This window comes from Trinickia dinghuensis (assembly GCF_003367175.1).
Taxonomy (GTDB): domain Bacteria; phylum Pseudomonadota; class Gammaproteobacteria; order Burkholderiales; family Burkholderiaceae; genus Trinickia; species Trinickia dinghuensis.
In genome coordinates this window covers 84,323-109,812 of the sequence record NZ_QRGA01000010.1, presented here as the reverse complement: position 1 = coordinate 109,812, position 25,490 = coordinate 84,323, and the positions used below count along the sequence as shown (strand labels likewise).

Annotated in this window: 27 protein-coding genes; 21 read left to right on the top strand and 6 right to left on the bottom strand. The window is 62.6% G+C overall.

Annotation, left to right across the window (positions count from 1 at the left end; translation table 11 throughout):
• The first annotated feature begins 15 nt into the window (after nucleotides 1–15).
• Nucleotides 16–1,194 carry an L-rhamnonate dehydratase gene (rhmD, locus tag DWV00_RS18650; RefSeq protein WP_115535081.1) on the top strand — a complete coding sequence of 393 codons (1,179 nt, stop codon included), beginning with the start codon at nucleotides 16–18 and terminating at the stop codon, nucleotides 1,192–1,194.
• A gap of 80 nt (nucleotides 1,195–1,274) precedes the next feature.
• Nucleotides 1,275–2,057: an L-rhamnose 1-dehydrogenase Lra1 gene (gene lra1 / locus DWV00_RS18645; protein ID WP_115535080.1), complete on the top strand. Its 783-nt coding sequence runs from the start codon at nucleotides 1,275–1,277 to the stop codon at nucleotides 2,055–2,057.
• Here lra1 and DWV00_RS18640 read toward each other — a convergent pair.
• Nucleotides 2,037–3,017: a LysR family transcriptional regulator gene (locus DWV00_RS18640; protein WP_115535079.1), complete on the bottom strand. Its 981-nt coding sequence runs from the start codon at nucleotides 3,015–3,017 to the stop codon at nucleotides 2,037–2,039. The two genes, lra1 and DWV00_RS18640, sit on opposite strands and share 21 nt — an antisense overlap.
• A gap of 131 nt (nucleotides 3,018–3,148) precedes the next feature.
• Between DWV00_RS18640 and DWV00_RS18635 the strand changes: the two genes are divergently transcribed.
• From DWV00_RS18635 to rhaS, 6 genes are all read left to right on the top strand, one after another.
• A complete protein-coding gene (locus DWV00_RS18635; protein WP_115535078.1) occupies nucleotides 3,149–3,463 on the top strand; it encodes an L-rhamnose mutarotase in 315 nt (104 codons plus the stop codon).
• A gap of 18 nt (nucleotides 3,464–3,481) precedes the next feature.
• Complete coding sequence (locus DWV00_RS18630; RefSeq protein ID WP_115535274.1) at nucleotides 3,482–4,381, top strand: amidohydrolase family protein; 900 nt, start codon at nucleotides 3,482–3,484, stop codon at nucleotides 4,379–4,381.
• A gap of 72 nt (nucleotides 4,382–4,453) precedes the next feature.
• On the top strand, nucleotides 4,454–6,001 hold the full coding sequence (locus tag DWV00_RS18625; protein WP_115535077.1) for a sugar ABC transporter ATP-binding protein: 1,548 nt from the start codon (nucleotides 4,454–4,456) through the stop codon (nucleotides 5,999–6,001).
• A 17-nt stretch (nucleotides 6,002–6,018) separates the two neighbouring features.
• A complete protein-coding gene (locus tag DWV00_RS18620; RefSeq protein WP_245964952.1) occupies nucleotides 6,019–7,041 on the top strand; it encodes an ABC transporter permease in 1,023 nt (340 codons plus the stop codon).
• Nucleotides 7,034–8,053: an ABC transporter permease gene (locus DWV00_RS18615; protein WP_115535075.1), complete on the top strand. Its 1,020-nt coding sequence runs from the start codon at nucleotides 7,034–7,036 to the stop codon at nucleotides 8,051–8,053. The genes DWV00_RS18620 and DWV00_RS18615 overlap by 8 nt, the downstream gene beginning before the upstream one ends.
• A gap of 83 nt (nucleotides 8,054–8,136) precedes the next feature.
• On the top strand, nucleotides 8,137–9,144 hold the full coding sequence (gene rhaS, locus DWV00_RS18610; protein WP_115535273.1) for a rhamnose ABC transporter substrate-binding protein: 1,008 nt from the start codon (nucleotides 8,137–8,139) through the stop codon (nucleotides 9,142–9,144).
• A gap of 40 nt (nucleotides 9,145–9,184) precedes the next feature.
• Here rhaS and DWV00_RS34910 read toward each other — a convergent pair whose 3' ends face one another.
• Nucleotides 9,185–9,310 (bottom strand): hypothetical protein, encoded by a 126-nt coding sequence (locus DWV00_RS34910; RefSeq protein ID WP_281272655.1) that lies wholly within the window; start codon nucleotides 9,308–9,310, stop codon nucleotides 9,185–9,187.
• A 531-nt stretch (nucleotides 9,311–9,841) separates the two neighbouring features.
• Here DWV00_RS34910 and DWV00_RS18605 point away from each other — a divergent pair.
• Nucleotides 9,842–10,267: a DUF3830 family protein gene (locus DWV00_RS18605; RefSeq protein WP_115535272.1), complete on the top strand. Its 426-nt coding sequence runs from the start codon at nucleotides 9,842–9,844 to the stop codon at nucleotides 10,265–10,267.
• A gap of 116 nt (nucleotides 10,268–10,383) precedes the next feature.
• On the opposite strand, the gene DWV00_RS18600 is transcribed toward DWV00_RS18605, so the two are convergent.
• Nucleotides 10,384–11,193 carry a transporter substrate-binding domain-containing protein gene (locus DWV00_RS18600; RefSeq protein ID WP_147297924.1) on the bottom strand — a complete coding sequence of 270 codons (810 nt, stop codon included), beginning with the start codon at nucleotides 11,191–11,193 and terminating at the stop codon, nucleotides 10,384–10,386.
• Nucleotides 11,194–11,447: 254 nt separating this feature from the next.
• On the opposite strand from DWV00_RS18600, the gene DWV00_RS18595 reads away from it, so the two are divergent.
• From DWV00_RS18595 to DWV00_RS18575, 5 genes are all read left to right on the top strand, one after another.
• Entirely contained in the window at nucleotides 11,448–12,410 is a 963-nt protein-coding gene (locus DWV00_RS18595; protein WP_115535073.1) for a LysR family transcriptional regulator, read from the top strand.
• On the top strand, nucleotides 12,400–13,806 hold the full coding sequence (locus DWV00_RS18590; protein WP_115535072.1) for an aspartate ammonia-lyase: 1,407 nt from the start codon (nucleotides 12,400–12,402) through the stop codon (nucleotides 13,804–13,806). The genes DWV00_RS18595 and DWV00_RS18590 overlap by 11 nt, the downstream gene beginning before the upstream one ends.
• Nucleotides 13,807–13,900: 94 nt before the next feature.
• Nucleotides 13,901–14,641: an amino acid ABC transporter permease gene (locus tag DWV00_RS18585; RefSeq protein ID WP_115535071.1), complete on the top strand. Its 741-nt coding sequence runs from the start codon at nucleotides 13,901–13,903 to the stop codon at nucleotides 14,639–14,641.
• On the top strand, nucleotides 14,638–15,426 hold the full coding sequence (locus DWV00_RS18580; RefSeq protein WP_115535070.1) for an amino acid ABC transporter permease: 789 nt from the start codon (nucleotides 14,638–14,640) through the stop codon (nucleotides 15,424–15,426). Before DWV00_RS18585 ends, DWV00_RS18580 begins: the two co-directional genes overlap by 4 nt.
• A 43-nt stretch (nucleotides 15,427–15,469) precedes the next feature.
• On the top strand, nucleotides 15,470–16,270 hold the full coding sequence (locus tag DWV00_RS18575; protein WP_115535069.1) for an amino acid ABC transporter ATP-binding protein: 801 nt from the start codon (nucleotides 15,470–15,472) through the stop codon (nucleotides 16,268–16,270).
• A 68-nt stretch (nucleotides 16,271–16,338) separates the two neighbouring features.
• Here the strand turns inward: DWV00_RS18575 and DWV00_RS18570 are convergent, their stop codons facing one another.
• Entirely contained in the window at nucleotides 16,339–16,848 is a 510-nt protein-coding gene (locus tag DWV00_RS18570; RefSeq protein WP_115535068.1) for a DUF1269 domain-containing protein, read from the bottom strand.
• A gap of 269 nt (nucleotides 16,849–17,117) precedes the next feature.
• Between DWV00_RS18570 and DWV00_RS18565 the strand changes: the two genes are divergently transcribed.
• The 5 genes from DWV00_RS18565 to DWV00_RS18545 all read left to right on the top strand — a co-directional run bounded on the left by DWV00_RS18565 (nucleotide 17,118) and on the right by DWV00_RS18545 (nucleotide 21,629).
• A complete protein-coding gene (locus DWV00_RS18565; RefSeq protein ID WP_115535067.1) occupies nucleotides 17,118–17,420 on the top strand; it encodes an EF-hand domain-containing protein in 303 nt (100 codons plus the stop codon).
• A gap of 111 nt (nucleotides 17,421–17,531) precedes the next feature.
• On the top strand, nucleotides 17,532–18,245 hold the full coding sequence (locus DWV00_RS18560; RefSeq protein WP_115535066.1) for a response regulator: 714 nt from the start codon (nucleotides 17,532–17,534) through the stop codon (nucleotides 18,243–18,245).
• Nucleotides 18,242–19,573 carry an ATP-binding protein gene (locus DWV00_RS18555; RefSeq protein ID WP_115535065.1) on the top strand — a complete coding sequence of 444 codons (1,332 nt, stop codon included), beginning with the start codon at nucleotides 18,242–18,244 and terminating at the stop codon, nucleotides 19,571–19,573. Before DWV00_RS18560 ends, DWV00_RS18555 begins: the two co-directional genes overlap by 4 nt.
• 236 nt (nucleotides 19,574–19,809) lie before the next feature.
• Entirely contained in the window at nucleotides 19,810–20,559 is a 750-nt protein-coding gene (locus tag DWV00_RS18550; protein WP_181885512.1) for a DUF4410 domain-containing protein, read from the top strand.
• Nucleotides 20,560–20,726: 167 nt separating this feature from the next.
• Nucleotides 20,727–21,629, top strand: a complete 903-nt coding sequence (locus tag DWV00_RS18545; protein WP_115535063.1) for a sterol desaturase family protein — start codon at nucleotides 20,727–20,729, stop codon at nucleotides 21,627–21,629.
• 146 nt (nucleotides 21,630–21,775) lie between these two features.
• On the opposite strand, the gene DWV00_RS18540 is transcribed toward DWV00_RS18545, so the two are convergent.
• Nucleotides 21,776–23,287, bottom strand: a complete 1,512-nt coding sequence (locus tag DWV00_RS18540; protein WP_115535062.1) for a CoA-acylating methylmalonate-semialdehyde dehydrogenase — start codon at nucleotides 23,285–23,287, stop codon at nucleotides 21,776–21,778.
• 115 nt (nucleotides 23,288–23,402) lie between these two features.
• Here DWV00_RS18540 and DWV00_RS18535 point away from each other — a divergent pair, with 115 nt between their 5' ends.
• Both DWV00_RS18535 and DWV00_RS18530 read left to right on the top strand, forming a co-directional pair.
• On the top strand, nucleotides 23,403–24,347 hold the full coding sequence (locus DWV00_RS18535) for a LysR family transcriptional regulator (RefSeq protein ID WP_115535061.1): 945 nt from the start codon (nucleotides 23,403–23,405) through the stop codon (nucleotides 24,345–24,347).
• Nucleotides 24,348–24,386: 39 nt separating this feature from the next.
• Nucleotides 24,387–24,869: a thioesterase family protein gene (locus tag DWV00_RS18530; RefSeq protein ID WP_115535060.1), complete on the top strand. Its 483-nt coding sequence runs from the start codon at nucleotides 24,387–24,389 to the stop codon at nucleotides 24,867–24,869.
• A gap of 126 nt (nucleotides 24,870–24,995) precedes the next feature.
• On the opposite strand, the gene DWV00_RS18525 is transcribed toward DWV00_RS18530, so the two are convergent.
• On the bottom strand, nucleotides 24,996–25,421 hold the full coding sequence (locus DWV00_RS18525) for a hypothetical protein (RefSeq protein WP_115535059.1): 426 nt from the start codon (nucleotides 25,419–25,421) through the stop codon (nucleotides 24,996–24,998).
• Nucleotides 25,422–25,490 lie beyond the last annotated feature (69 nt).

The following is a 25,490-nucleotide window of genomic DNA, read 5'->3' as shown; positions in this document are numbered from 1 at the left end:
ATAGGGAGTCTTTGCATGAGCATGCCAACCATCAAGCACGTGCGCGCCTTCACGGTTCGCGGCGGCGGCGCGGACTACCACGATCAGTCGGACGGGCACTGGATCGACGATCACATTGCGACGCCGATGGCTCGCTACCCCGAATATCGTCAATCCCGGCGCTCGTTCGGCATCAACGTGCTGGGCACGCTCGTCGTCGAGATCGAGGCGAGCGACGGCAGCGTCGGGTTCGCCGTCACGACCGGGGGCGAGATCGGCGCGTTCATCGTCGAAAAGCATCTTGCCCGGTTTCTGGAGGGGCGCCGCGTCACGGACATCGAGACGATGTGGGACCAGATGTACTACGCGACGCTCTATTACGGGCGCAAGGGCGTCGTGCTCAACACGATCTCGGGCGTCGATCTCGCGCTGTGGGATCTGCTCGGCAAGGTTCGCCAGGAACCGGTCTTTCAGTTGCTGGGCGGGCCGGTGCGTGACGAACTCGTGTTCTATGCGACGGGCGCTCGCCCCGATCTGGCCAAGCAGATGGGCTTCATCGGCGGCAAGCTGCCGCTCCAGCATTGCCCGGCCGAAGGCGAAGAGGGCCTGCGCAAGAATCTGAACACGCTCGCCACCATGAGGGAACGCGTCGGTGACGACTTCTGGCTGATGTACGACTGCTGGATGAGCCTAGACGTGCCTTACGCGACGCGCTTTGCTCACGCCGCGCACGAATACGGCTTGAAGTGGATCGAGGAATGCCTGCCGCCCGACGATTACTGGGGCTATGCGGAGCTTCGGCGCAACGTGCCGCGCGGCATGATGGTGTCGACGGGCGAACATGAGGCCACGCGCTGGGGATTCCGCATGCTGCTCGAAATGGGCTGCTGCGATCTGATTCAGCCGGACGTCGGCTGGTGCGGCGGTTTGACCGAGCTCATCAAGATTTCGGCGCTCGCCGATGCGCACAACGTCATGGTGGTGCCGCACGGTTCGTCGGTCTACAGCTACCATTTCGTCGTGACGCGGCACAATTCGCCGTTCGCGGAATTCTTGATGATGGCGCCCGAGGCGGATCGCGTGGTGCCGATGTTTACCCCGCTGTTGCTCGACGAGCCCGTCCCGGTCAATGGACGAATGAAGGTGCCGGAGACGCCCGGCTTCGGCGTACGGCTCAATCCCGAGTGTGCGCTCGTGCGTCCCTATACCCATTGAGTCGTGGTGTGGCGATGCACGGAGCGCCGCGTTCAGCCGAGCCGGGCCGTCGATCGAAGAAACGACCTAAGGAGTCCTAAGTGCTGCTCGAAAACAAAGTGGCGATCGTGACCGGCGGTTCGCGCGGGATCGGCCACGCCATTGCCGTCGCCTGCGCGCGAGAAGGCGCGGATGTCGTCATCAACTACTGGGGCGACAACGACGCCTCGTACGGACGGCGCTCCGCGATCGACGAAGTGGTCCGCGAGATCGAAGCGCACGGCCGCCGCGCGATCGCCGTCGAAGGAAACGTCGCGCTCCCGCAGACGGGCATCGATCTCGTCAGCCACGCGGTCGAAGCGTTCGGGAAGGTCGACGTGCTTGCGAGCAACGCCGGCATCTGTCCGTTCCACGCGTTTCTCGACATGCCGCCTTCAGTGTTGGAGCGGACGGTCGGGGTCAACTTGAACGGCGCGTTCTATGTGACGCAGGCGGTGGCCAGGCAGATGAAAGAGCAGGGGACGGGCGGCGCGATCGTGGCGACGAGTTCGATCAGCGCGCTTGTCGGAGGCGGCATGCAGACGCACTACACGCCGACGAAGGCCGGCGTGCATTCGCTCATGCAGTCGTGCGCGATCGCGCTCGGACCGTTCGGAATCCGCTGCAATTCGGTCATGCCGGGCACGATCGCGACCGATCTCAACGCTGAAGATCTGGCGGACGAGGACAAGCGCGCCTACTTCGAGCGGCGCATTCCGCTCGGCCGGCTCGGCGCGCCGGAAGACGTGGCCGATTGCGTGGTATTCCTCGCTTCGGATCGCGCCCGCTATGTGACCGGCGCGGCGCTCCTGGTGGACGGCGGCTTATTCGTCAATCTTCAATGAAGGCGGAGCAAGCGGCGTGTCGGTGATCGGCTGAGAGAAGCGTCGCAGCAGGCTGACGAAGTGATGGGCGGCTTCCGGAAGCGCTTCCTGTTTGCGCGTGAGGATGCCGTAGCCCGGGAGGCTCTTTCCGATTTCGATCGGCAGCCGGACGAGCATTTTGCCGCGCACGTGATCGCGCACGACGGATTCGGGCAGCATCGCGATCGAGTCGTAGGTGCCGACCAGTTGCAGCGTGGCGAAGATCGAGCCGCATTCGGTCAGATTCGACGGCGTATTGAGGCCGGCGTGCGCGAGCTCTTCTTCGAACAGCACGCGAGCGGGGCTCGTGACGGGCTGTGCGATCCAGGGCCATTCGACCAGCTCCGCGAGCGTGACCGACTCGCGGCGGGCGAGCGGATGGCGGCCTCGCACGACGAGCGTGAGCGTTTCCCGCGCCAGCGGTTCGAAGTTGAAGTCGTTGTGCTGCAGCGAGGTGGTGAGCCGGGCCAGTGCGAGATCGACCTCGCGCCGGTACAGCAGGCCGACGATCTGGTCGCTCGTCTCGCCGAGGATGCGCAGGTTCAAGAGCGGGCGTTCGGTTTTCAGCGCCGCCACGGCGAGTGCGAGCACGTCGGGCGCGGCGCCCATGATCGCGCCGACCGTCAACTGGCCGTGGCCGCCTTTGCGCTTCACGTCGAGGTCTTCGGCGAAGCGGGTCAGCTCGGACAGTGCGCGGCGCGCGTAGGCAAGCACGACGGCGCCTAGTGCGGTGGGCGTCATGCCGCGGGCGTTGCGTTCGAACAGCTGAAAGCCGAACGCCTCTTCGATGTCGCCCAGCATGCGGCTGGCGCTGGGCTGTGCGACGTTGATTTGGTCGGCGGCTTGATGCACGTTGCGCACGTCGTCGAGCGCGACGAGCAGTGCGAGGTGCTTGAACTTGAGCCGATTGACGAGCGACAGGGTGGCGGATGGCGTGGGCATGAGGTGATTCGCTTTCTGGATCGCCCAATCATGAGAACGGATTGGTTTGTTATCGCTCGGCGAATTATAGTCCCTGCAACACGCCGATGCAGCGTAAAGAAATCGGCTTTAGAAAGAGGGAGAGGCGAAAGATGGAGACGATAGCGTTCCGGATGGTCCTCAATCCAGGGCAGCGCGAGGAGTACAAGCGGCGTCATCGCGATATCTGGCCGGAGCTCGTCGATACATTGCGCGACGCGGGCATCCGCGACTACTGGATTTTTCTCGACGATGTCACCGATCACCTGTTCGCGGTGCTCAAACGCGACAGCGGCCACAAAATGGATCAACTGGTGCGCGACGATCTGATGCGCAAGTGGTGGGCGTTCATGTCCGACATCATGTTGACGGGATCGGACGGCGCACCCGCGCAGAAGCCGCTCGTTCCGCTGTTCCATCTTCCCTGACGACAGAGGAGCATGCTCATGCAAGTCGTCGATCCCCACGTGCATTTCTGGGACTTGCGCACGCATCGCTATCCGTGGCTCGAGAACCCCGGCACGTCGTTCGTCGGTGACGCGGCCGCGCTGCGCCATGACTATCTGCCCGAGAATCTGTCGAGCGACGCGGGGGCGGTTCAGGTTCTGAAGGTCGTCCACGTCGAAGCTAACCACGATCCCGAGAATATCGTCGAAGAGACCCGCTGGCTACAGTCGCTCGCCGACGGCGGGGACGGTTCGCGCGGCGCGTTTCCGAACGGCATCGTCGCCGGCGCGGATTTGAGCGCGCCGGACGTGGAGGCGACGCTTGCTGCGCACGCGGAATTCGCCAACACGCGCGGTATTCGGCAGATCCTCAACGTGCATGCGGACCCGTTGTACGGCTATGTCGAGCGGCATTTCATGCGCGATCCCGTGTGGCGCACGAACTTCGGACTGCTCGCGCGCTACGGATTGTCGTTCGACTTGCAGCTCTATCCCTCGCAAATGCGGGAGGCCGCGGAACTCGCGCGGCTGCATCCGGACACCCAGTTCATTCTGAATCACGCCGGCATGTTCGTCGATCGCGACCGACTCGACGGATACCGCGCCTGGCGCGACGGCTTACGGCTGTTATCCGCGTGCCCGAACGTCACGGTGAAGATCAGCGGTCTCGCGATGTTCGACCATCTATGGACGGTGGAGAGCTTGAGACCGTATGTCCTGGAGACGATCGACGCATTCGGCACCGAGCGCACGATGTTCGCGTCGAACTTCCCGGTCGATCGCTTGTTCGGGACCTACGAGGCGCTATGGCGCGCGTACGCGCGCATCGTCGCGGGGGCGAGCAGCAGTGAGCAGAGTGCGCTCTTCCGGCATAACGCCGAGCGCATCTACCGCATCTAGCTTCGACGCGGCATCCGAGGCGGCATCCGAGGCTGTATCCGAAACAAGCAAGACGCAACACGACACAAAACGATGGAGACGAATTTGGAAACGGGCAACACATCGCCATTGCCGCCGCGCCTGGCGCTGAAGGGGGCGAGCAAATCGTTCGGGCAGGTGCGCGCGTTGATCGACGGCAACCTCGTGCTCATGCCGGGTGAAGTGCACGCGCTGCTCGGCGAAAACGGCGCGGGCAAATCGACGCTCGTCAAGATTCTCGCCGGCGTGCATGCACCCGACACGGGCGAGATGGAGATCGACGGCAGCGCGCGGCATTTTGCATCGCCCGCCGATGCGCGCGATGCCGGCATCGCCGTGATCTATCAGGAACCCACGCTGTTCTTCGATCTGTCGATCGCCGAGAACATCTACATGGGCCGCCAGCCCATCGATCGGCTCGGACGCATCGATTTCGACGCCATGCATCGGGAGGTGGCCGGCCTGTTGGCTTCGCTCGGCGTCGATCTGAAACCCAAGCAACTCGTGCGCGGGCTGTCGATCGCCGATCAGCAGGTGATCGAGATCGCGAAAGCGCTGTCGTTGAATGCCAACGTGCTCATCATGGACGAACCGACCGCCGCGTTGTCCCTGCCCGAGGTGGAGCGGCTGTTCACGATCGTGAGAACGCTGCGCGAGCGAGGCGCGGCGATTCTCTTCATCACGCACCGGCTCGAGGAAGTCTTCGCGCTGACGCAGCACGTGACGATCATGCGCGACGGTGCGAAGGTGTTCGACGCGCCGACCGCGGAGATGACGACGGCCGGCATCGTGGCCAAGATGGTGGGACGCGATTTGGCGACGTTCTACCCGAAGGCCGAGGTGATGCCCGGCGAGGTCAGGCTATCGGTGCGAGGGCTTACGCGCACCGGCGTCTTCAAGGACGTGTCGTTCGACGTGCGCGCCGGCGAGATCGTCGCATTGGCCGGTCTCGTCGGAGCCGGGCGCAGCGAAGTGGCCCGCGCGATTTTCGGCATCGATCCGCTCGACGGCGGCGAGGTCCACGTGGCCGGCCGCCGCCTCGCACCAGGGCGGCCCGAGTTGGCGGTCAAGGCCGGGCTTGCGATGGTGCCCGAGGACCGCAGGCAACAGGGCCTCGCGCTCGAACTGAGCATCGCGCGCAATGCGTCGATGACGGTGCTTGGCCGCCTCACGCGCTTCGGTCTCATTTCGAGTGGGCGCGAGGAGTCGCTCGCCCGCGACTGGGGCGCGCGTCTGCGCCTGAAGGCGAGCGATCTGCTCGCGCCGGCCGGCACGCTGTCGGGCGGCAATCAGCAGAAGGTCGTGCTCGGCAAATGGCTCGCCACCGGGCCCAAGGTGCTGATCATCGACGAACCGACGCGCGGCATCGATGTCGGCGCGAAAGCCGAGGTCTACGCCGCGCTCTCCGATCTCGTGCGGGACGGCATGGCGGTCCTCATGATCTCGAGCGAACTGCCTGAAGTGCTCGGCATGGCCGATCGCGTGCTCGTCATGCACGAGGGGCGGATCAGCGCCGAAATCGAGCGAGCGCACGCGAACGAAGAGCGGATCATGCGTGCGGCGCTCGGTCAGGACGATATTCATCTGGGACGGGCAGCATGACGCTTCGAGCCGATACGATGCATCGAGACGATCTCGCCGTCGTCGCCCCGCGCCTGGGGTGGTTCACGCATTTGGCGAAGAGCCGGGAAACCGCGCTGTTCGTCGTCCTGGTCGCGCTGATTGTGTGTACGGGCCTCGCGCGTCCGCAGTTCTTGAACATGCAGAACTTGCGCGACGTCTTGCTCAACGTGGCCATCGTCAGTTTGCTGACGGCGGGCATGACGGTCGTGATGTTGATGCGGCACATCGATCTGTCGGTCGGGTCGGTCGTGGGGATCAGCGCCTACGGCGTGGGCTGCCTCTACGTGGCGTTTCCGCACATGCCCGTGGCTGTCGCGCTGGCGGCCGGGATCGGCATCGGGCTGCTCGCGGGCTCGGTCAACGCAGTGCTCGTCGCACTCGGGCGGGTGCCGTCGCTCGTCGCGACGCTGTCGACGCTGTACATCTTCCGCGGGGCGGACTACGCCTGGGTGAGCGGCGGCCAGATCAATGCGAGCAGCCTGCCCGACGCGTTCTCGCGGCTCGCGACCGGCACGCTGCTCGGCATCCCGACGCTCGTGATCGTCGCGGCCGTCGTGCTGATCGGCCTCGGCATCTATCTGCAGCAGTTCCGAGGCGGGCGCGAGCACTATGCGATCGGCTCGAATCCGGAAGCCGCGCGTCTCGCCGGCATCCAAGTCGAACGCCGCGTGATGTCGGGCTTTCTGATCTCGGGGGCGATCGCCGGTCTGGCCGGCGCGCTGTGGCTGGCCCGGTTCGGCACCGTCGACGCCAGTACGGCGAAGGGTATCGAGTTGCAGGTCGTGGCCGCCGCCGTGGTCGGTAGCGTGGCGATCAACGGCGGCTCCGGCACGATCCTCGGCGCGACGCTCGGTGCGCTCGTCCTGGGCGTCATCAATATCGCGCTGGTCGTGCTGCGGATCTCGCCGTTCTGGGAGCAGGCGATACAGGGTGCATTGATCGTGGCGGCCGTGGCGATCGACACGCTGATCGCCCGATCCCTGGCAAAACGTATGATGAGGAAACGCGACCATGGCTAACATCGCTGCTCCCCGCGAGACGCGCAAGCGTGCCTGGCACCTGACGTGGGAGGTGCTGCTTGCGGTCATTCTGGGTGGCTCGCTCATACTCGGGCGCCTGCTGTCGCCGGTTTTTCTGAACGCCGACAATCTCAGCAACATCTTGCTCGACATCACCGAGATTTCGCTGATGGCCTTGCCGATGACCTTCATCATCGTGACGGGCGAGATCGATCTTTCGGTGGCGTCGGTGCTCGGCGCATCGAGCGCGCTCATGGGCGTGCTCTGGCACGCGGGGCTGCCGATGCCCGTTGTGATCCCGCTCGTGATCGCAGGCGGCGCGCTGGCCGGGTTGCTGAACGGCTGGATCATCGTTCGGCTCGAGCTGCCGTCGCTCGCGGTGACGATCGGTACGCTCGCGCTGTTTCGCGGCCTGGCCTATGTGCTGCTCGGCGATCAGGCGGTAGCCGATTTCCCGGCCTCCTACACGGCCTTCGGCATGAATACGCTCGGCTCGACGTTCGTTCCGCTGCCGTTCACGATCGTCATCGTGGCCGCGGCGCTGTTCGGGGTCGTCCTGTCCGCCACGCCGTTCGGGCGCTCCCTCTATGCGATCGGCGCCAATCAATCGGCCGCGCGGTTCTCCGGCATCGACGTGCAAAAGATCAAGCTGCGGCTGTTCGTCTTGTCGGGCGTCATGAGCGCGATCGCGGGCCTCGTCTTCACGCTGCGCTTCACGAGCGCGCGGGGCGACAACGGCGAGGGCTTCGAGCTTGCCGTGATCGCGGCGGTGCTGTTCGGCGGCGTCAGTATCTTCGGCGGAAGGGGATCGCTGTATGGCGTGCTGTTGTCGCTATTGATCGTGGGTGTGCTGCGCAATGCGTTGACGCTCGTCGACGTATCGAGCGAGACGCTCACGATCGTCACCGGATTGCTCTTGCTTTCGTCCGTTCTGATTCCGAATCTCGTCGCCGGCTGGCGAGCGCGCAAGGACAAGCTGCGCGTGGCGGCGTCTCGCTCGGCGGGCGGGTGACCGGCGAAATCGGCAAGAGCGATATCAAAGAGACCGGACATCACGTCCGGCCATTCAAGTGAAGGAGTAGGAGGAGACATATGATGCAACGACCTTTGCGTGCCGCCGCGGCGGCTACCCTCGTCGGCGCTCTGCTCGGACTCGCGCAAGTGGCGGGTGCGGCGAGCATCAAGGACGGTTTGAAGATCGCCTTCGTGCCGAAGCAGATCAACAATCCGTATGAAGTGACGGCCGACAACGGCGGGATGGCCGCGATCAAGGAGTTCAAGGGCGACGGCAAAGTCGTCGGGCCGTCCGATGCGGGTGCGTCGTCGCAAGTCCAGTACATCAATACGCTGACGACACAGCGCGTGAACGCGATCGTCGTGGCCGCGAACGATCCGAATGCGCTCGTGCCATACCTGAAGCGCGCGATGTCGAACGGGATCAAGGTGGTGACGTTCGATTCGGATACCGCGCCGGCCGGCCGCGAGATCTTCGTCAATCAGGCAAATGCCGAGAGTATCGGCCGTGGCCAGATTCAATTGGTTGCAAAGCTGATGGGCAACGAGGGCGAGTTCGCGATTTTGTCCGCCACGCCCAATGCGACGAACCAGAACACTTGGATCAAGTGGATGAAAGAGGAGTTGAAGAAGCCGGAATACGCGAAGATGAAGCTCGTGAAGATCGCGTACGGCAACGATGACGATCAGCAGTCGTTCGTCGAAACGCAGGGGCTGCTTCAGGCTTATCCGAATCTGAAGGCGATCGTCGCGCCGACCTCGGTGGGGCTGGCCGCGGCCGCGCGTTATATCTCGTCGTCGCCGAGCAAGGGCAAGGTGGATGTAACGGGCCTGGGCACGCCGAATCAGATGCGCGAGTTCGTCAAGAATGGCACGGTCAAGGCGTTCCAGCTCTGGGATCCGGGTCAACTCGGGTATCTCGCCGCTTATGCCGCGGCGAACTTGGCATCCGGCGCGATCGCCGGCAAGCCCGGCGAGACATTTGACGCGGGCAAGCTCGGCAAGCGCACGATCGGCAAAGACGGCGAGGTGATTCTCGGACCGCCGACGACGTTCGACGCAAGCAACATCGACCAGTTCAATTTCTGATCGGCGGATTTTCCGCGCGCCAAGAAATGCTCCCTCGCCTTCAGCTCGTGATTTGGCGCAGCACGAAGTGCAGAGCCTGCGCCAGTAATTCCTGCATTTCCGTTGGCTTGAGTTTATAGGCGAGCAGCAACGGACCGCTCAAGAATGCAATCGCGATGTATTTCATTTTTTCCTCCTCACGGATGGGGGTGTCGTGAGGTTGCTGCACTGACACTGAGCAGGTCCCATGCCATCGACGCGCCGCCCATATGCGGCGCGTCGCTGCGCTTGGCGAGCGCATGCGATGAGCGGATTCGCACTTAGGACGTTTCGAGCACGAAACGTCGATGGGGATCGCGAGTTTGAGGACGGCGCGCGACGTTGCTAGGCGAGCTGAATTCTCTCGGGGAACTCACCTTCGTCAAGCTAGCGCGTGGCTTTTCAATCGGTTGTGCCATGCCGCTGCGTTGATTACGTTCGATTACCGTCGATGAGCGGCACGTAAAAGCGTCGCAGGAATGAAACGTCGATTTCGAAAACTGGCCTGACCGGATACGCATGAATTGTCCCTGTCGTTGCGGTGTATCCGTCGGCATAATGCCGGACGACCGACCAAGTCCTACAGTTCAGCCGATTGATATGCGCTATGCTTCGCGGCATCTTTGCGCGCGATCGCGCCGGCCTGTTTTCTGACATCCTCGATCGACGGAGCACTGCATTGACCCAACTTCGTATCACCTCCTGCGGCCTGACCTTCATCGCCGAAACCAACCCGGATGCGCCGCAGACCGTCGCTGCCTTTTTGAAGCTGTTGCCGTACACGCAAAAGATCATTCACGTGCGCTGGAGCGGCGAGGGCTGCTGGGTGCCGCTAGGGGAATTCAAGCTCGAAAACGACGGTGTCGCGGTCGGTTTCGAGAATCACACGAGTCACCCTTCGGTAGGCGACATCCTGTTCTATCCGGGCGGCTATAGCGAAACCGAAATCATCATGGCTTACGGTTCGTGCCTGTTCGCGAGCAAGATGGGGCAGCTTGCGGGCAACCACTTCCTCACGATCGTCGAAGGCAAGGATAAGCTTCGTGAACTCGGCGTCAAGGTGCTGTGGGAGGGGGCGCAGGACATCACGTTCGAGAAGATTTGAAGCGGGCGCCTCTGTGTTCATGACGATGCTTCAATGACTCGTATTTCGGCGACGTAAATGCGAAAAGGCCGGCGTGCGCCGGCCTTCGAACTCGCTCCAATCGGAGGGCGATACGCTTACATCGCCTTCTGATGCTCAGCCTGCAGCCAATCCGAGCGCGGCAATCCCCATTTCTTTTCCAGATCGAGCAACTCGCCGCTCTTGTGCCATGAGGCCACCGTGCCCGACAAGAATTTGGCGAGCGGCGTGTTCGCGTTATCTTTCGCCACGGCCAAGCCCCACGGCTGCACGTCGTCCGGTGGCAGCGGCGCATCGAAGCCCTTCAGCTTGCTGTCGTTCAGCAACTGCGCGGTCACCGTGCTGTCCTCGACGAATCCGACGCACGAGTTGTTCATCAGCGCATTGATCGCTTGCGTGAGGTCCGCGAACGCGGCGATGTTCACGCCGTACTTTTCGCTGACGGCCCGGTTGTAGTAGGTGCCTTGCACGCCGCACACCGTCTTTCCATGCAGATCGGTCCAATTCTTGAAGCTCGACCCTTTACGTGCGATGAAGCCGGTGCCCCCGGCATAGTAGAACGGCTGGATGAAGTCGACGACGTTGGCGCGTTCCTGGTTGTAGGTCAGGCTGGCCAGAATGACGTCGATGCATCCCTGCTGCAGGAACTGAATCCGGTTGGCCGGCTGCACCGGGACCATTTCGACCTTTACCCCTAGCCGCTTGCCGATATCGCGCGCCAAGTCGGGTTCGATTCCGACGATTTGGCCGCTTTGATCGCGCATGCCGAACGGCTTGTAGTCGGTGTTCACCCCGATCTTGATGACACCCGCGCTCTTGATCTGACTCAGCGCGTCCGCGCTCGCATGCGCCTGCATGCTGAAAGCCGCTACGCAGAGCGACAGGGCAATTCCAAACAGCGATTTCACGATGGACTCCTCCAGATTCGGCCTGACGCCGGTTTTGTATGACCTTGCAATCGGACTACCGAAGCGGCGTCCGAGCGATCCCAGCCTATGCAGCCAAATGTCGGTTTTCAAATGATTGGGGTGCGCTATTAGTAAAACTGGAAGAGGGTATTAGCGTTTCTGATAGTGACGGCCTACCATTTGATCGTCTACTGAGTCGCGCCTAAAGTTCACCCAAGAGAGGGATCACCGTGCCCGCCTTCAAGAATTTGGATATGCAAACCCTTCAGATCTTCGTGACCACCGCTGAGGAGCGAAACATGTCGAACGCCGCGAGGCGGCTCGGCCTGACGCAGTCCGCGGTGTCGCAAAGCATTCGGCAGCTCGAGGATCAGTTCGGGGTCGTGCTGTTCAATCGCGAGCGCCGCCCGCTAACGCTCACGGCCGCCGGCCTGGCGCTGCGCAATCGCGGAATGACGCTGCTCGAGGATTTGAATCGCCTCAAGGCACATGTCATCGACGCCAGCAAAGGGATCAAACCCGATGTGCGCGTCGGCCTCGTCGATTCGTTCGCCGGCACATGCGGGCCTGCTTTCATCAAGGCGATGTTGAATGAATCCACCACGCTTTCGATCCGTACCGGTCTCTCGCCTTATCACAGCGAGGCGCTCGTCGGGCGCGACCTCGATCTCGTCGTCTCGACCGATCCGCTGGCCGACCTCGACGGTATCGAGCGCCGGCGGCTGCTGTCGGAGCAGTTCGTCGTCATTACACCGAAGCAGAAAGCGGGCGCCGTTCGTACTCCCGCCGATCTGCGCGAACTCGGCGAGGCTTTGCCGATCGTCCGCTTCAATCGCCAGTCGCACATCGGCGCGCAAATCGAGCGCTACCTGCGTCGTATCGACGTTCGGATCGCCCGGCGCCTGGAAGTCGACACAGCCGACACGCTGACCTCGATGGTCGCGGGCGAAATCGGGTGGGCGATCACGACGCCGATGTGCCTGCTGCAAGCCGGCGAATACGCCAAAAAAGTGAAATTGCATGTCCTGAGCGCATCGAACTCGGGCCGCTCGCTCTATCTCATCGCGCGCCGCGACGAGTACAGCCATCTATTCGACGGCGTCTACTCGATCGCGCATTCGATCGTGTCGACGTCGCTCTTGCAACGGCTTGCACAAATCCATGCCGACCTTCCCAAACTCATCGACATCGAAACGGAGACTGAACATGAGCGGTAGCACCGAGGCTTTGACACGAACGGAAAGCGATTATTGGGGCGAAGTACGCATCCCTAACCATCAGCTGTATGGCGTGAATTCCGTGCGCGGCGTGGAAAATCTGCGCGTGTCGAAGAGGACGATCGCCGACGTACCGGAATTCGTCGAAGCGTTTGCACGATGCAAGTGGGCTGCCGCGCTGGCGAATCGCGATCTAGGCGTGCTGACGCAAGAGCAGAGCGGCGCGATCGTGGGTGCGTGCCGCGAGATCGTCGATGGGCAGCATGCGAACTCGTTCGTCGTGGATTTGCTCGAAGGCTCCGGCGGCACCTCGACCAACATGAATTTCAACGAAGTGATCGCGAATCGCGCGCAGCAGCTGCTCGGCGGCGTGCCGGGCCGCTACGACTTCGTGCATCCGAACAATCACGTCAACCGCTCGCAATCGACGAACGACGTCTATCCGGCCGCGATGAAAATGGCCGTTCACGAATTGATCGCGCCGCTCGTCGCCGAGTTGTCGCAACTCGCGCAGGCGTTCGAAGCCAAAGCCATTGAATTCCGCGACGTGCTGCATCTGGGCAGGACGTGTCTGCAAGATGCGCAGCCGATGCGACTGGGTCAACTTTTCGGCGGCTATGCCGCGCTGACGAAGCGGCTTGCCGATGAGTTGCAGACCGCCCGCGAAAAGCTGCTTGCCTTGCCGCTCGGCGGCACCGCCATTGGTACAGGGTTCGGCTCGCCGGCCGGTTATCGGAGCGCGGTATTCGCTCACCTCGTTTCGCTCACGGGCGTTGCCTTTTGCGCGCCGGACGACGCGTTCGACGCGATGCAAAACCTCGATGTGTTTTCGCGCATTTCCTCCGAACTGCGCGTATGCGGCACCTCGCTCGGCAAAATCGCTTCGGACTTGATTCTGCTTTCGTCGGGGCCCGTCGGCGGGCTCGCGGAGCTTACCTTGCCGGCGGTTCAAGCAGGTTCGTCGATCATGCCGGGGAAGGTGAACCCCGTGGTACCGATGTCGATCGTGCAACTCGGTTTTGCGCTCGTCGGCAACGACACCTGTGTCGCGCAGGCGGTCCAGTGCGGCCAATTGGAGATCAATCACTTCGAACCGGTGGTTGCCGACCGGGTATTCGAATCGTTGGGATTATTGACGAACGGTGTTCGCTTGTTCCGCGAGAAATGCGTGCAAGGGATTCGGGCGAACGTAGATGTCAACGAGCGGCACGTGTTCGAGTCGATGGCTGTGGCCACTGCGCTCGTGCCGACGCTCGGGTACGCGAAGATCAGCGAATTGGCGCGGCAGTCCGTGCACGATGGGAAGCCGCTGATCGAAATCCTCGAGGAGACCGGCGTACTCGGCGCGGACGAGGCGCGTCGTCATATCGAGGAATCGACGCAGCCCGCGTTTTGATGTGTGGTGAATACATAAAGGTGGAGACCGGAGGCGACGTCCCGATGGCGATGATGAAAACCATCGGGCGCCCGCCTCTGCGAGGAGCAATGGCATGATTCATGTCGCGGGATTTTTTCAGTGGTTGAACGCGCATTACGGCGTCAACTTTTCGGTGTTCTACGACGCGTTCGAATGGCACACGTTCGTGCGCGGCATTGCGATGACGTTCGTGCTGTCCGCCGCGTCGATCGCGGGCAGCGTGGTGCTGGGAGCGGCCGGTGCCTTCTTTCAGCGCTCTCCATCGCGAGGGCTGCGCCTGTGCGCCGACGCCTATGTATGGCTGTTTCGGAATACGCCGCCGCTCGTGCAGCTTTACTTCTTCTACTTTGCATTGAGCCCGTTTCTGACGCATCTGGCCGGCTCTCCCACGCCGCTGCTCGGGAATATCGGATGGGCCGTCGTCTCGCTGATCTTATTCGCCGGCGCATTCAACGTCGAAATCTTCCGCTCCGGGATCGAGGCGGTGCCGCATTCGATGTTGGAGGCCGCGTCCTCGCTCGGAATGAGCCATCTGCAAACGTTTCGGAAAATCGTGATGCCGCTCGCGCTGCGAATCAGTCTGCCGGCGCTCAGCAACAACCTGATCAACTTGATCAAGACGACCACCAACGCCTATGCGATCGCCGTACCTGAGCTGCTGTACGTGTCGTCGCAGATATGGGCACAGGACCTGAATACGCTCGAGATGATGATCGTCTTGCTCGTCTTCTATCTGGGCGTCATCGGTGCCTTCGTGATGCTGATGAGCCGGTTTGAAAAGTCGATCGCCGTGCCGGGCTGGGGAAAGCAATGAATACACGTCATTTCATTTCGTTGCTGCCGCGGTTCTTGCTTCGCGCTGCGGCCGCGCTGGCGCTGGCCCATCCGGTAGGTGCGAGCGCGCAGACATCGGCCGGCGTTGCGGACGGCACCCGCTGGACGGTATTGATACCTTGGCTCCCCGTCCTTCTCAAAGGTTTTGCGTTCGACGTCCTGATCAGCTTTATCGCAATGGCGATCGGAACGGTTCTGGGCATGGCGGCCGGCATCGGGCAGATATCGCCGCATAAAGGCGTGCGCGTGACGAGCCGGTGGATCACCCAATTCCTTCGCAACGCGCCGTGGCTCGTCATATTGTTCTTCTGCATTTATCTGATGCCCTATCAGATCGACGTGCTGGGTCTGTCCATTCCGTTTCCCGCGTGGGTCAAGGGCATCGTGGGGCTTTCCTTCCCCGTGATGGGAAACGTGTCCGAAGTGGTTCGCGGCGGCATTCAGTCGTTGCCCACCGCGCAATGGGAGGCGGCAGCCGCGCTCGGTCTGACGCGCAGGCAAACGCTCAAGCTTTGCATCTTGCCGCAGGCCGTCAAGCGGATGGCCGCGCCTTGGATGAATACCTACGCAATCTTGATGATGTCGACACCGCTGGTGTCGATCGTGGGCGTCGACGACAGCGTCAGCATCGCGAGCTCGGTGCTGTCCGCGCTCGCGAACCCCGCGCTGATGATGCCGGTGTACGGCCTCATCCTCATCCTTTTCTTTGCTTACTGCGCACCGATCGCGATGCTCACGAAGCAGCTCGAGCGCCGCTACCGATAAGCGGGCGCGCGTCAACCGATACGGGAAAAACGTGGAGAGACATATGACGGCCACTCAGCCAACCGAATTCGCGCCATCGGCGGCGCGTCCGGCTTTATCGCCGGAGGCGCACGCGATCGTGTCGGTGCGCGACGTCAAGAAGGCATTCGGCGCTCATCAGGTGTTGCGCGGGGTGTCTCTCGAGGTAGAGAAGGGGACGGCGGCCGCTTTGATCGGTCCATCCGGCTCCGGAAAATCGACGATCTTGCGCTGTATCAACGGCCTCGTCGATATCGACGAAGGGGAGGTCCATGCGGCGGGGCATGCCGTTCACACGCTGCACAGCGATAAGGACCGCATCGCGCTGCGCAAGGACGTCTCGATGGTCTTTCAGCAGTACAACCTGTTCCCGCATATGACGGTGCTGGAAAACGTGATGCTCGCACCGATCAACGTGTTGCGTCAGTCGAAAGACGAAGTCGAGGCGCGTGCGGTTGAGTTGCTTGCCAAGGTTCGTTTGTCCGGTAAGGAAAAATCCTTTCCCGGACAGTTATCGGGAGGTCAGCAGCAGCGAGTCGCGATCGCGCGTTCCTTGGCGATGCGTCCCGGCGTCATGCTGTTCGACGAGGTGACGGCAGCGCTTGACCCGGAGACCGTAAAGGAAGTGTTGAACACGATCCGAGATCTTGTGGCGGAGGGGATGACCAGCATCCTGGTGACGCACGAAATGCGCTTTGCGCGCGAGGTCGCGCACCAGGTGTTCTTCACCGACAAAGGACTGATCGTGGAATCCGGATCGCCGAAGGAATTCTTCGATGATCCGCGAGATCCGCGCACGCGGGAGTTTCTGAGCCACGTGCTGTAGTGGCACGCCAAACCGGCAGATTCCGCTTCCGCTGCCGTCGCAAGTGCGGCGGCAAGCCGGAAAAATCATCAAGGAAAGATCGGCGTAGTGGGCTCCGCGCCGCGCGGATCAGCTTGTGGAAAGTGCTGCTCCACCAACTGCTCGATCTCTTGCTCGCGCGCCGCCGGCACGTCGGCCATCAACAGGAGTTGGCCGTCTCGTATGGCTTCGCGGAAACGAGTGAGCCGTGCGTTCGGTTCGTCCACGCCGATCATGGCCGCCGTCCATGCCCCGAATCCGGCGCCGGCCAGCGTCATGGCAACGACCGCACCGCTCGCGATGGTGAGCCCCGCGGGAGGAAACACGAGCGCAACGAGGCCGAGAAACGCGCCGGTCGCTCCACCGAGCGCCACCCCGCGCTCAAGTGCGTGAATCACGTCGCTGCGCTGCAGCAGCGACGCTTCGGGCAGCTCTTCGAGCGTGACGTTGTGATTCGCGAGTACGTGGATGTGTTGCCAGGTGATTCGCGCGCGCAGGAGGTCGTCGACGACTGCCTTGGCGGTTGTAGGATCCGGCACGAGAAAATAGAGGCGCCTCATGATGTGACTCCTTCGATCAAGAGGTCGTCGCCCACGGTGGGACGATAGTGTTCATCATACGCCTTACCGGTTTGGGGGAAGGTGTGTAGGCGTACGAATGGCCGGTAGCATGAAACGGGCAAGCGCGCTTTCGCGCTCGCCGGCGACATACCGCGACATGATTTTCAGATCGCTAATCAAGGCATGCATCCCTAAGATCTCGGCTGACGCTGCTTCGAACCGGCGCACAGTGCACCGGCGGGCAGGGACTCATCCTTGGAGATTAGTGAATGAAACGCATGCTTATTACCGTCGCCATTTTTGCCTTCTCGACGGGCGCCATGGCGCAAGTCGTCATCCCCGCGACGCCGTCCGCGAGCAGCGCGGCACGCCTCGAACGCGGCTTGCAAACGCTCCATGAGCGCTTTGCGCGCGCCAACATTACGCACGACGGAAAACTGACGCGGCAGCAAGCCTCAGCCGGCATGCCGATGGTCGCGCGTCACTTCAATGAAATCGACACGCGCCACGCGGGCTTCGTGACCCTCGCGCAGATCGAGGCGTATTTCGGGAAACGGGCGATGTCGCATTGATGCGCGTGATGCGCCGGTATGCCGATGCGGCCCCGAGTGAAGACGGCACCGCCTATGATGGTGTCAACACACGCGCTGCGTCGACTTCCGCGTCATTGCCGGAGATGCCCCATGGATCGTCCCGAAAAAATCATCCTGCTCGACGACGACGCCGATCTGCGCAACATGCAGCAGCGCTTTCTGACGAGCCAGGGTTTCCAAGTGCGCTGTGTCGCCGACAGCAAGCGGCTCGACCGCTACCTGCAGCGCGAACCTTTCGACTTGCTCGTGCTCGATTTGATGATGGAGCCCGAGGACGGACTGTCGGTCTGCCATCGATTGCGCGCGGAAGGACAGACGCTGCCGATACTCATGCTGACGGCGAAGGGCGATCCGGTCGACCGCGTCGTTGGGCTGGAGGCGGGGGCCGACGATTATTTGCCGAAGCCGTTCCTGCCGAATGAACTCGTGGCGCGGATTCGCGCGCTGCTCAGACGTCAGAAGATTGCCTCGGGCGTCACGTCGTTGACGTCCGAGCTTCTACGATTCGGCGACTTCCGCTTCGACGTGCCGAAACAATCGTTGACGCGCGGTGCCGAACCCGTGGAATTGAACTCGGCGCAGATGCGGCTGCTCCACGCGCTCGGCTCGTCGCCGAATCGTCCGGTGAGCCGGGAGAATCTGCTGGCCCGCGCGCGCGGAAGGGAACACGAGGCGCTCGATCGCAGTATCGACGTGCAGGTCCTACGGCTCAGGCAAGTGCTCGAGGAGGACCCGTCGAAGCCGCGGTTCATCAAGACGGTCTGGGGAATGGGGTACATGCTGGTGGCGGACGTGGAGCGATGAGCCGCGCCCTCGTGCCGCGCTCGCTGCTTGCACGCAACATCGCATTGCTCGTTGCGCTCGTGTTGCTGACTCAGGTCTGCTCGCTGACGGTACTCATTTATTACGTGCAGCGCCCGCGTGTGCAGCGTGCGGCGGTCGTATTCGCGCAATACGTGCTGACGCTCGATCGAGCGCTCGCCACGCTGCCTCCCGGCGAAGGCAGGGCGGTGGTTGCCCGGCTCGACGCGAAGACGCAGCCGCCCGCCGACGCGGTGGCCGCGATGCAACCGAGCTTCGTCCACTTTTTTCGTACTTATCAACGCGACGTCTTCGCCCAGACGTTGCGGCAAAACGTGCCGGCGGAAACGCTCGTGCTCTGGCAGCCCGCTCACAGGCAGCGGCTATGGATCCGTATCCATGTCGCGGGCTCGCCATACTGGATTTCGCCGGCCATCTCCACCGACGTGCGCGACGATCCGATCATCGCCGCCATTGCATTGTCGATGGGGCTCGCCGTCATCGCCGCGCTGACGGGCTATCTGATTCAGTTGCATATCAATCGGCCGCTGCGGCATCTGGCGCAGGCGGCGCGTGCGGTCAGCGCGGGGGCGGCGCCTCCCGCGCTATCGCTTTCCGGCCCCACGGAAGTGGCCGACGTGAGCCGCGCATTCAACGAAATGACCGAGGCTTTACGTCATGCGGAGGCCACGCGCTCGCTGATGCTCGCCGGCGTGTCCCATGACATCCGCACGCCGCTGACGAAGCTGCGCCTCGCCCTCGCGCTTGCGATTCCACCCGACAAGGATCGCGCTTTGGCCGCCTCCGCCGAAAGCTATCTCGAGCGGATCGATGCGATCGTTCAGCAATTCATGGATTACGCCGGCAGCGGCGAACGCGAGCCGGCGCAAATCGGCGATTTGAATGGGCTGCTCAGTCAGATCGCGGCGGATTTCGCAGGGCTGGGGCACGAGTTCGAACTGGCACTCGGTGAAGTGCCGCCGTTTCGCTATCGTCCGACGAGTGTCATGCGTTTGCTGATGAACCTCATGCAGAACGCCGTCGCATATGGGCGCAGCGGATTGGCGGTTCGTACGTGGTCTGCCGACGGGCGCGCCTATGTCGCCATCTGCGATCGTGGCGACGGCATCACGGCCGATGAACTGGAGCGCCTGAAAGCACCGTTCGCGCGCGGTACGAACGCGAGCCGGCAGGCGGCGGGCACCGGCCTCGGCCTCGCCATCGTCGAGCGGATCGCACGCTCGCACGGGGGCTCGATCAGTTTTCAAGCACGGGAAGGCGGGGGCCTCGAGGCGTGTGTCGCGCTGCCGCTGCAGTCTCCGATTGCCTGACTCTCGGGCCGCGTCGGACCGTTGATCCGTTATCCGTTAGGCCGTCGAAGGGGCGGCATACGCCGGCGATCCGCTCCGACATTTCTCGACATAAATCATCGATGGCCTTCGCGAGACTCACTCGCGATACTGGCAGCCATGTTCGAAAGACGCGGAAGACGAAGAGTCGACCGGTCGAACGAATCCTACATGGAGGCACCTAGGCCGTGATGAATGCGCAGAAAGTATCGAAACACTTGAAGAAAATCGGAATGGTCGGCGCGAACGTCGCGCTGGCGCTAGGCGTTGTCGTGATGACCGGATGTGCGTCGCCGATGACGAGCGCAACGCAAAACCCCGCCGTTGCGCGAGCGACCCCCGAGATCGTCTACGTTCGCGCATTCGACGTCTCGCCCGATCAATGCGAGCGAAACGACCGCTATGTGCAGCAACAGGTGCCCGGCGCGATGCCGATGCCGGGGGCCGCCGTGCCGAACTGTGCGACGCGGCTGCGCGAGGACGTCGCGAACGAGATCGTGCGTCAGTTGCAGGCGAAGGGCTGGGTGGCGATGCGAGCCGAGTTCGATGAGCCGCCCAGCAAAAACGCGCTGCTCGTCGAGGGGAGCTTCGGAAAGGTCGACGCCGGCAATGCGCGCCGCCGCGTGCTGGTCGGGCTCGGAGCCGGAAAGCGCGAACTCGAGGCGTCGGTGACGCTGACGTATCGGCCGGTGGCCGGTGCGAACGTGCCGGTTCAGAACTTCGCCGCGAAGGAACAAAGCGGGAAGGCGCCCGGGATGGCGGAAAGCGGTGCGGTCGGCGCGCTGACGCATCGGCTGCCGGTTGCGCTTGTCGCGGGCGCGGCGCTGCATGTCGTCTCGGAAGCCAAACATTCGTCGGTCGATACCGATGCGAAAAAGCTGGCGACGTCGATCGTCAAGCAAGTGGATGCAGTGGGCGTCGCGAACAACTGGGGTCCTCATGGCCAGTCTCGAGTCGTCGGCGGGTAATCCACCCTTGATAGCGATGGCCCGGGCCTAAGCGAAGGTCATCGAGCGAACGGTTAGGCCCGAGCGCCTTCGGCGACGGCGCGAGCTGGCGGCGTGAGTACCCTCGGAAGTACTTGAGAAACGTAGCGCGCAGCGTCGTCATCCTCCTTGTCTTGGTTGCAATCGACATGAACACCTCAACTCAAATCTCTCTCGTCGCGACGTCGTTCGTCGTCGGCGTGTCGCTGATCGAAGCGTGCTGGCTCACCTGGAAGAACCGGCGCACCGATACGCCGTTCCAATGGTACGAAGTCTGGCTGTCGCTCGTGGACATGATCGGCCGCAAGCTGCTTGCGTTTCTCCCGCTGTCGCTGGCGGCGCCGGTTTTCGCGTTTGCGTGGGCGCACCGGATTCATACGGTAACGCTCGATAGCGTACTCACGTTGCTGCTGCTCTTCGTCGGCCAGGAGTTTTGCTATTACTGGTACCACCGCGCATCGCACCGCATTCGCTTTTTCTGGGCGACGCATGCGGTCCATCACTCACCCAATCAGTTGACGTTGTCGTCGGCATACCGGCTCGGCTGGACCGCGAAATTAACCGGCAGCGCCGTGTTTTTCACGCCGCTCGTCTGGCTGGGTGTGCGGCCTGAAGTGGTGCTTGCCGTGCTCTCGCTGAACCTGCTCTATCAGTTCTGGCTTCACACCACGTGGGTACCCAAGCTGGGCTGGCTCGAGTATGTGATCAATACGCCGTCGTCGCATCGCGTGCACCACGCATCGAACACGGCTTACCTCGACGCGAATTTCGGCGGGGTGCTGATCGTGTTCGACCGGCTGTTCGGCACCTACGTCGAGGAGCGCAAGGAGGAGCCGTGCCGCTACGGGCTGACCACGCCGATGACCTCGGCCAATCCGCTCGTCGTCGAACTCTCGCAGTGGGTATACATCGCGCGAGACCTCAAATCGGCTCGCAGTCTGCGGACGGCGCTGGGCTATCTGCTGCTGCCGCCGGGCTGGCGCCCCGACGGTTCCGGCGATACGACGGAGGCACTTCGCCAGCGGGCGAAGGCGGGGGAGGCGGTGGTTTGAGGGCAACCGATCTCAGGATCCGCCATCAAGCCCCTAAAACAAAACGCGGCGCATAAAGCGCCGCTCCGCCGCAAGGCAAACAGCGAGACATGACCGATCCCACTTCGACCGGCTCACGTCTCGCTTGTACAACGCTGACTTCGTTCTTACTTCGCCGTTGGCATCGCGAATTCCGCACCCTTCTCGATGCTCTCGGGCCAGCGCTGCATGATCGACTTCTGCTTCGTATAGAAGCGCACGCCTTCTTCGCCGTAGGCATGCGTATCGCCGAACAGGCTGCGCTTCCAGCCGCCGAAGCCGTGCCATGCCATCGGCACGGGAATCGGCACGTTGATGCCGACCATGCCCACTTCGATCCGGCGTCCGAACTCGCGTGCGACGTGTCCGTCGCGCGTGAAGCAGGCCACGCCGTTGCCGAACTCATGGGCGTTGATCAGATCGATCGCCTCGGAGAAATCCTTGACGCGCACGCAGGCGAGCACGGGGCCGAAAATCTCTTCCTTATAGATGCGCATGTCGGGGGTGACGTTGTCGAACAGCGTACCGCCCGTGAAGAAGCCGTCTTCGTGACCCGGGACCTTCAGGCCTCGGCCGTCGACGACGAGCTTGGCACCTTCCTTCAGACCCTCGGCGATGTAGCCTTCGATGCGCTCGAGCGACTGGCGCGTGACGACCGGGCCCATCTCCGCGTCAGGCTCCATCCCGTTCTTGACGACGAGCGTGCGAGCGCGCTCGGCCAGACGCGGAATGATCTTGTCCGCGACATCGCCGACGAGCAACGCGACCGAAATTGCCATGCAACGTTCGCCCGCGGACCCGTAGGCTGCGCCGATCAACGCATCGATCGCCTTGTCGAGATCGGCGTCGGGCATCACGACCATATGGTTCTTCGCGCCGCCGAGCGCCTGGACGCGCTTGCCGTGCTTCGCACCGGTCTCGTAGATGTAGTTCGCGATCGGCGTCGAGCCGACGAAGCTCACGGCCTTGACGTCGGGATGCTCGAGCAGTGCATCGACGACGACCTTGTCGCCTTGGACCACGTTGAACACGCCGTCGGGCAGCCCCGCTTGCTTCAGCAGATCGGCCATGAACAGCGACGCCGACGGATCGCGCTCGCTCGGCTTGAGGATGAAGCAGTTGCCGGCCGCAATGGCGACTGGGAACATCCAGCACGGCACCATGCAGGGGAAATTGAACGGCGTGATGCCGGCGACGACGCCGAGCGGCTGGCGCATTGTCCAGTTGTCGATGCCCGTCGACACTTGTTCGGTGTAGTCGCCTTTGAGCAATTGCGGAATGCCGCAGGCGAATTCGATGACGTCGATGCCGCGCGCGACTTCGCCTTGCGCGTCGGAGAACACCTTGCCGTGCTCGGCCGTGATCATGGCGGCGAGTTCGTCGGTGTGCTTGTTCATCAGTTCGAGGAAGCGCAGCAGAACGCGCGCGCGCCGGATCGGCGGCGTGTTGCTCCATGCCGCGAACGCGGATTTGGCGCTCGCAACCGCAGCTTCCACGTCCGCAACTTCGCCGAGCAGCAGTTTGCGGGCGCGTGCGCCGGTTGCGGGATTGAAGACCGCTTGGTTGCGCTGTCCGTTGCCGGTTACGCGCTTACCGTGAATGAAGTGTCCGACGTCGGCGCTATCGTCATAAGCTTGCATTTCGTCTCCTTTGCATGAAGTGTCGATTGGCGATGAATGCAGTGTAGGGAGCGCGGAGCGGATCCGAAAGGCGCTATCATTGAATTCATTGTTTTCGATAGCAAACAATGAGTGTATGGAAAGTCAAAACATTGAAGGTCTTTGGACGCACCTCCATTGGCTCACGATGCTTGCGGAGCAAGGCAGCTATACGGCGGCCGCTGCGCGCTTGGGCGTGAGCAAGGCGGCGATGAGCCAGCGGATTTCGGAGCTGGAGCGTGCGGCGGGAATTTCGTTGGTGCAGCGCACCACGCGCAGCGTGCGGCTAACGGAGGCCGGGCAGCGGCTCGTCGACGATACGCGGGCGCAATATGCGCAGATCGCGGCGAGCTTCGCCAGTGTCAAGGAACTGGCGGGCGTGGCGCGGGGGCTCGTTAGGGTTACCGCGCCGGTGGCTTTTGCACGGCAGCAATTGGTGCCGCGGCTGCCCGCGTTTTTGCGGGCGAATCCCGAGATCAAGATTCAGTTGGAGGTGTCGGACCGGCTCGTTCCGCTTGCGGCGGAAGGGTTCGATCTGGCGATCCGCCATAGCGCGGGCGCGCCCGACACGCATGTGGCCTGGCAGCTCTGCGAGACCCATTCCGTGATCGCGGCGACCCCGGCCTATCTGCGCAAGCGCGGGACGCCCAAGACGCCACAAGATCTCGCGTCGCACGACTGTCTGTACTACCCGCGTACGACGGGGCCGGCGATGTGGTCGTTTACGCGAAGGACTACGCGTAAAGCGGCGGCGGAAAAAGCGATTACGCTGCCGGTCAACGCGCAATTCTCGGCCAACAACAGCGAAACGCTGCGCGACGCGGCGTTAGGCGACTTGGGGATCGCGTTGTTGCCTGACTTCACGGCGCAGGCGGCCGTGAAGGACGGCAAGCTCGTGGTCTTGTTGCCGGAGTGGCGTGTGACGGGGGCGTTCGCCGAGCAGCTTTATGTCCTGCGCCCGTACGCCTCCCATGTCCCGCGGGCGGTCAGCCAGTTCGTCAGCTATCTCAGGGAGAGTTTTGCGGACGGTTTTGCATTGTAGCGGGGCTAAACTTTGAGCAAAAAACTGCGTGGAGCGACGATGCCGAGCGAAGCAGCGTTATTGACATACCGCGATGTCGTGCGTCTCGAATGGGTCGACTACAACGGACACTTGCGGGATGCGTTTTATTTGCTCCTGTTCAGCTTGGCGGGGGATGTGCTGCTCGACGCGATCGGTCTCGACGATGCGCAGCGCAGGGCGCGGCATCGCTCGGTTTATACGCTCGAAGCCCACGTCAACTATCTGCACGAAATCAAGGAGGGGGCGCGCGTGCTGGTGAATGTGCGCGTGCTCGACAACGATGCGAAGCGATTGCACATCTATTTAGATATGCTTGTCGATGGACGCGCAGAGCCGGTGGCGGCGTGCGAGCAGATGCTGCTGCATGTCGATACGGATGGACCGAGGGCGGCCCCGTTCGATCCTGACGTGCTCGAGCGTGTGGGGGAACTGGTGAGGGCTCACGCAGTGTTGCCGCCGCCGAGATATGCGGGGCGGGTGATCGGGTTGCGGAGCAGGTGAGTTCGAGCGGTGCACGGTTGGTGCGGAGCCGGCTTCGGCTGGACGTGGCGTCTTCTTCCTTTGAGGCCGTTTTTCACCAGATTGCTCATTTTCAGCATCTGCTGAAAATACCGAATTCAGTGAAATTTACGCCGCTGCCTTGAGTTGATCGGCAACAAGACCGAATTCCCTGGCGATCGAAAGCAGACGCTCTTGCCATTCCCAGACGCCGAACGCGTCGTGGACGTTCTGCAGGCAGCTCAGAAGTGCGACGGTGCGCTCCTCGTAGACGTTGATCTTCGCCTTGAGCAGCGCCTTACGCAGCGCGGCGATACCCGCGTCCATGTACGACGGGTGGCTGAGCGTCGTGCCGATCAGATAACGCACGGGCACGCCTTCCATGGCGGTCGAATAGTCCGTCGGGCGAATAAAGTGCCCGATCGGGCAGCCGCCGCACGCGCCGCGGTAGGCGCCACCGCCTCGCGGAAGCAGTGCCGCACCGCGTTGCTCGGTTAGGTGCGCCACGACTCGGTCGAAGATTTCTTGATGCGTCAGAAAGCGGATGTTCTTCATGATCTGTCTCCCGCAACGGCCGCTGGTTGGTTAGTGCGTGGGGGCGGCCGTCGTTCGTTGACTTCACTA

Coding starts and splice junctions, on each gene's coding strand:
- rhmD (WP_115535081.1), top strand. CDS start 16: ATGAGCATGCCAACCATCAAGCACGTGCGCGCCTTCACGGTTCGCGGC.
- DWV00_RS18640 (WP_115535079.1), bottom strand. CDS start 3,017: ATGCCCACGCCATCCGCCACCCTGTCGCTCGTCAATCGGCTCAAGTTC.
- DWV00_RS18635 (WP_115535078.1), top strand. CDS start 3,149: ATGGAGACGATAGCGTTCCGGATGGTCCTCAATCCAGGGCAGCGCGAG.
- DWV00_RS18630 (WP_115535274.1), top strand. CDS start 3,482: ATGCAAGTCGTCGATCCCCACGTGCATTTCTGGGACTTGCGCACGCAT.
- DWV00_RS18625 (WP_115535077.1), top strand. CDS start 4,454: ATGGAGACGAATTTGGAAACGGGCAACACATCGCCATTGCCGCCGCGC.
- DWV00_RS18620 (WP_245964952.1), top strand. CDS start 6,019: ATGCATCGAGACGATCTCGCCGTCGTCGCCCCGCGCCTGGGGTGGTTC.
- DWV00_RS18615 (WP_115535075.1), top strand. CDS start 7,034: ATGGCTAACATCGCTGCTCCCCGCGAGACGCGCAAGCGTGCCTGGCAC.
- rhaS (WP_115535273.1), top strand. CDS start 8,137: ATGCAACGACCTTTGCGTGCCGCCGCGGCGGCTACCCTCGTCGGCGCT.
- DWV00_RS34910 (WP_281272655.1), bottom strand. CDS start 9,310: ATGAAATACATCGCGATTGCATTCTTGAGCGGTCCGTTGCTGCTCGCC.
- DWV00_RS18595 (WP_115535073.1), top strand. CDS start 11,448: ATGCAAACCCTTCAGATCTTCGTGACCACCGCTGAGGAGCGAAACATG.
- DWV00_RS18590 (WP_115535072.1), top strand. CDS start 12,400: ATGAGCGGTAGCACCGAGGCTTTGACACGAACGGAAAGCGATTATTGG.
- DWV00_RS18585 (WP_115535071.1), top strand. CDS start 13,901: ATGATTCATGTCGCGGGATTTTTTCAGTGGTTGAACGCGCATTACGGC.
- DWV00_RS18580 (WP_115535070.1), top strand. CDS start 14,638: ATGAATACACGTCATTTCATTTCGTTGCTGCCGCGGTTCTTGCTTCGC.
- DWV00_RS18575 (WP_115535069.1), top strand. CDS start 15,470: ATGACGGCCACTCAGCCAACCGAATTCGCGCCATCGGCGGCGCGTCCG.
- DWV00_RS18570 (WP_115535068.1), bottom strand. CDS start 16,848: ATGAGGCGCCTCTATTTTCTCGTGCCGGATCCTACAACCGCCAAGGCA.
- DWV00_RS18565 (WP_115535067.1), top strand. CDS start 17,118: ATGAAACGCATGCTTATTACCGTCGCCATTTTTGCCTTCTCGACGGGC.
- DWV00_RS18560 (WP_115535066.1), top strand. CDS start 17,532: ATGGATCGTCCCGAAAAAATCATCCTGCTCGACGACGACGCCGATCTG.
- DWV00_RS18555 (WP_115535065.1), top strand. CDS start 18,242: ATGAGCCGCGCCCTCGTGCCGCGCTCGCTGCTTGCACGCAACATCGCA.
- DWV00_RS18545 (WP_115535063.1), top strand. CDS start 20,727: ATGAACACCTCAACTCAAATCTCTCTCGTCGCGACGTCGTTCGTCGTC.
- DWV00_RS18540 (WP_115535062.1), bottom strand. CDS start 23,287: ATGCAAGCTTATGACGATAGCGCCGACGTCGGACACTTCATTCACGGT.
- DWV00_RS18535 (WP_115535061.1), top strand. CDS start 23,403: ATGGAAAGTCAAAACATTGAAGGTCTTTGGACGCACCTCCATTGGCTC.
- DWV00_RS18530 (WP_115535060.1), top strand. CDS start 24,387: ATGCCGAGCGAAGCAGCGTTATTGACATACCGCGATGTCGTGCGTCTC.
- DWV00_RS18525 (WP_115535059.1), bottom strand. CDS start 25,421: ATGAAGAACATCCGCTTTCTGACGCATCAAGAAATCTTCGACCGAGTC.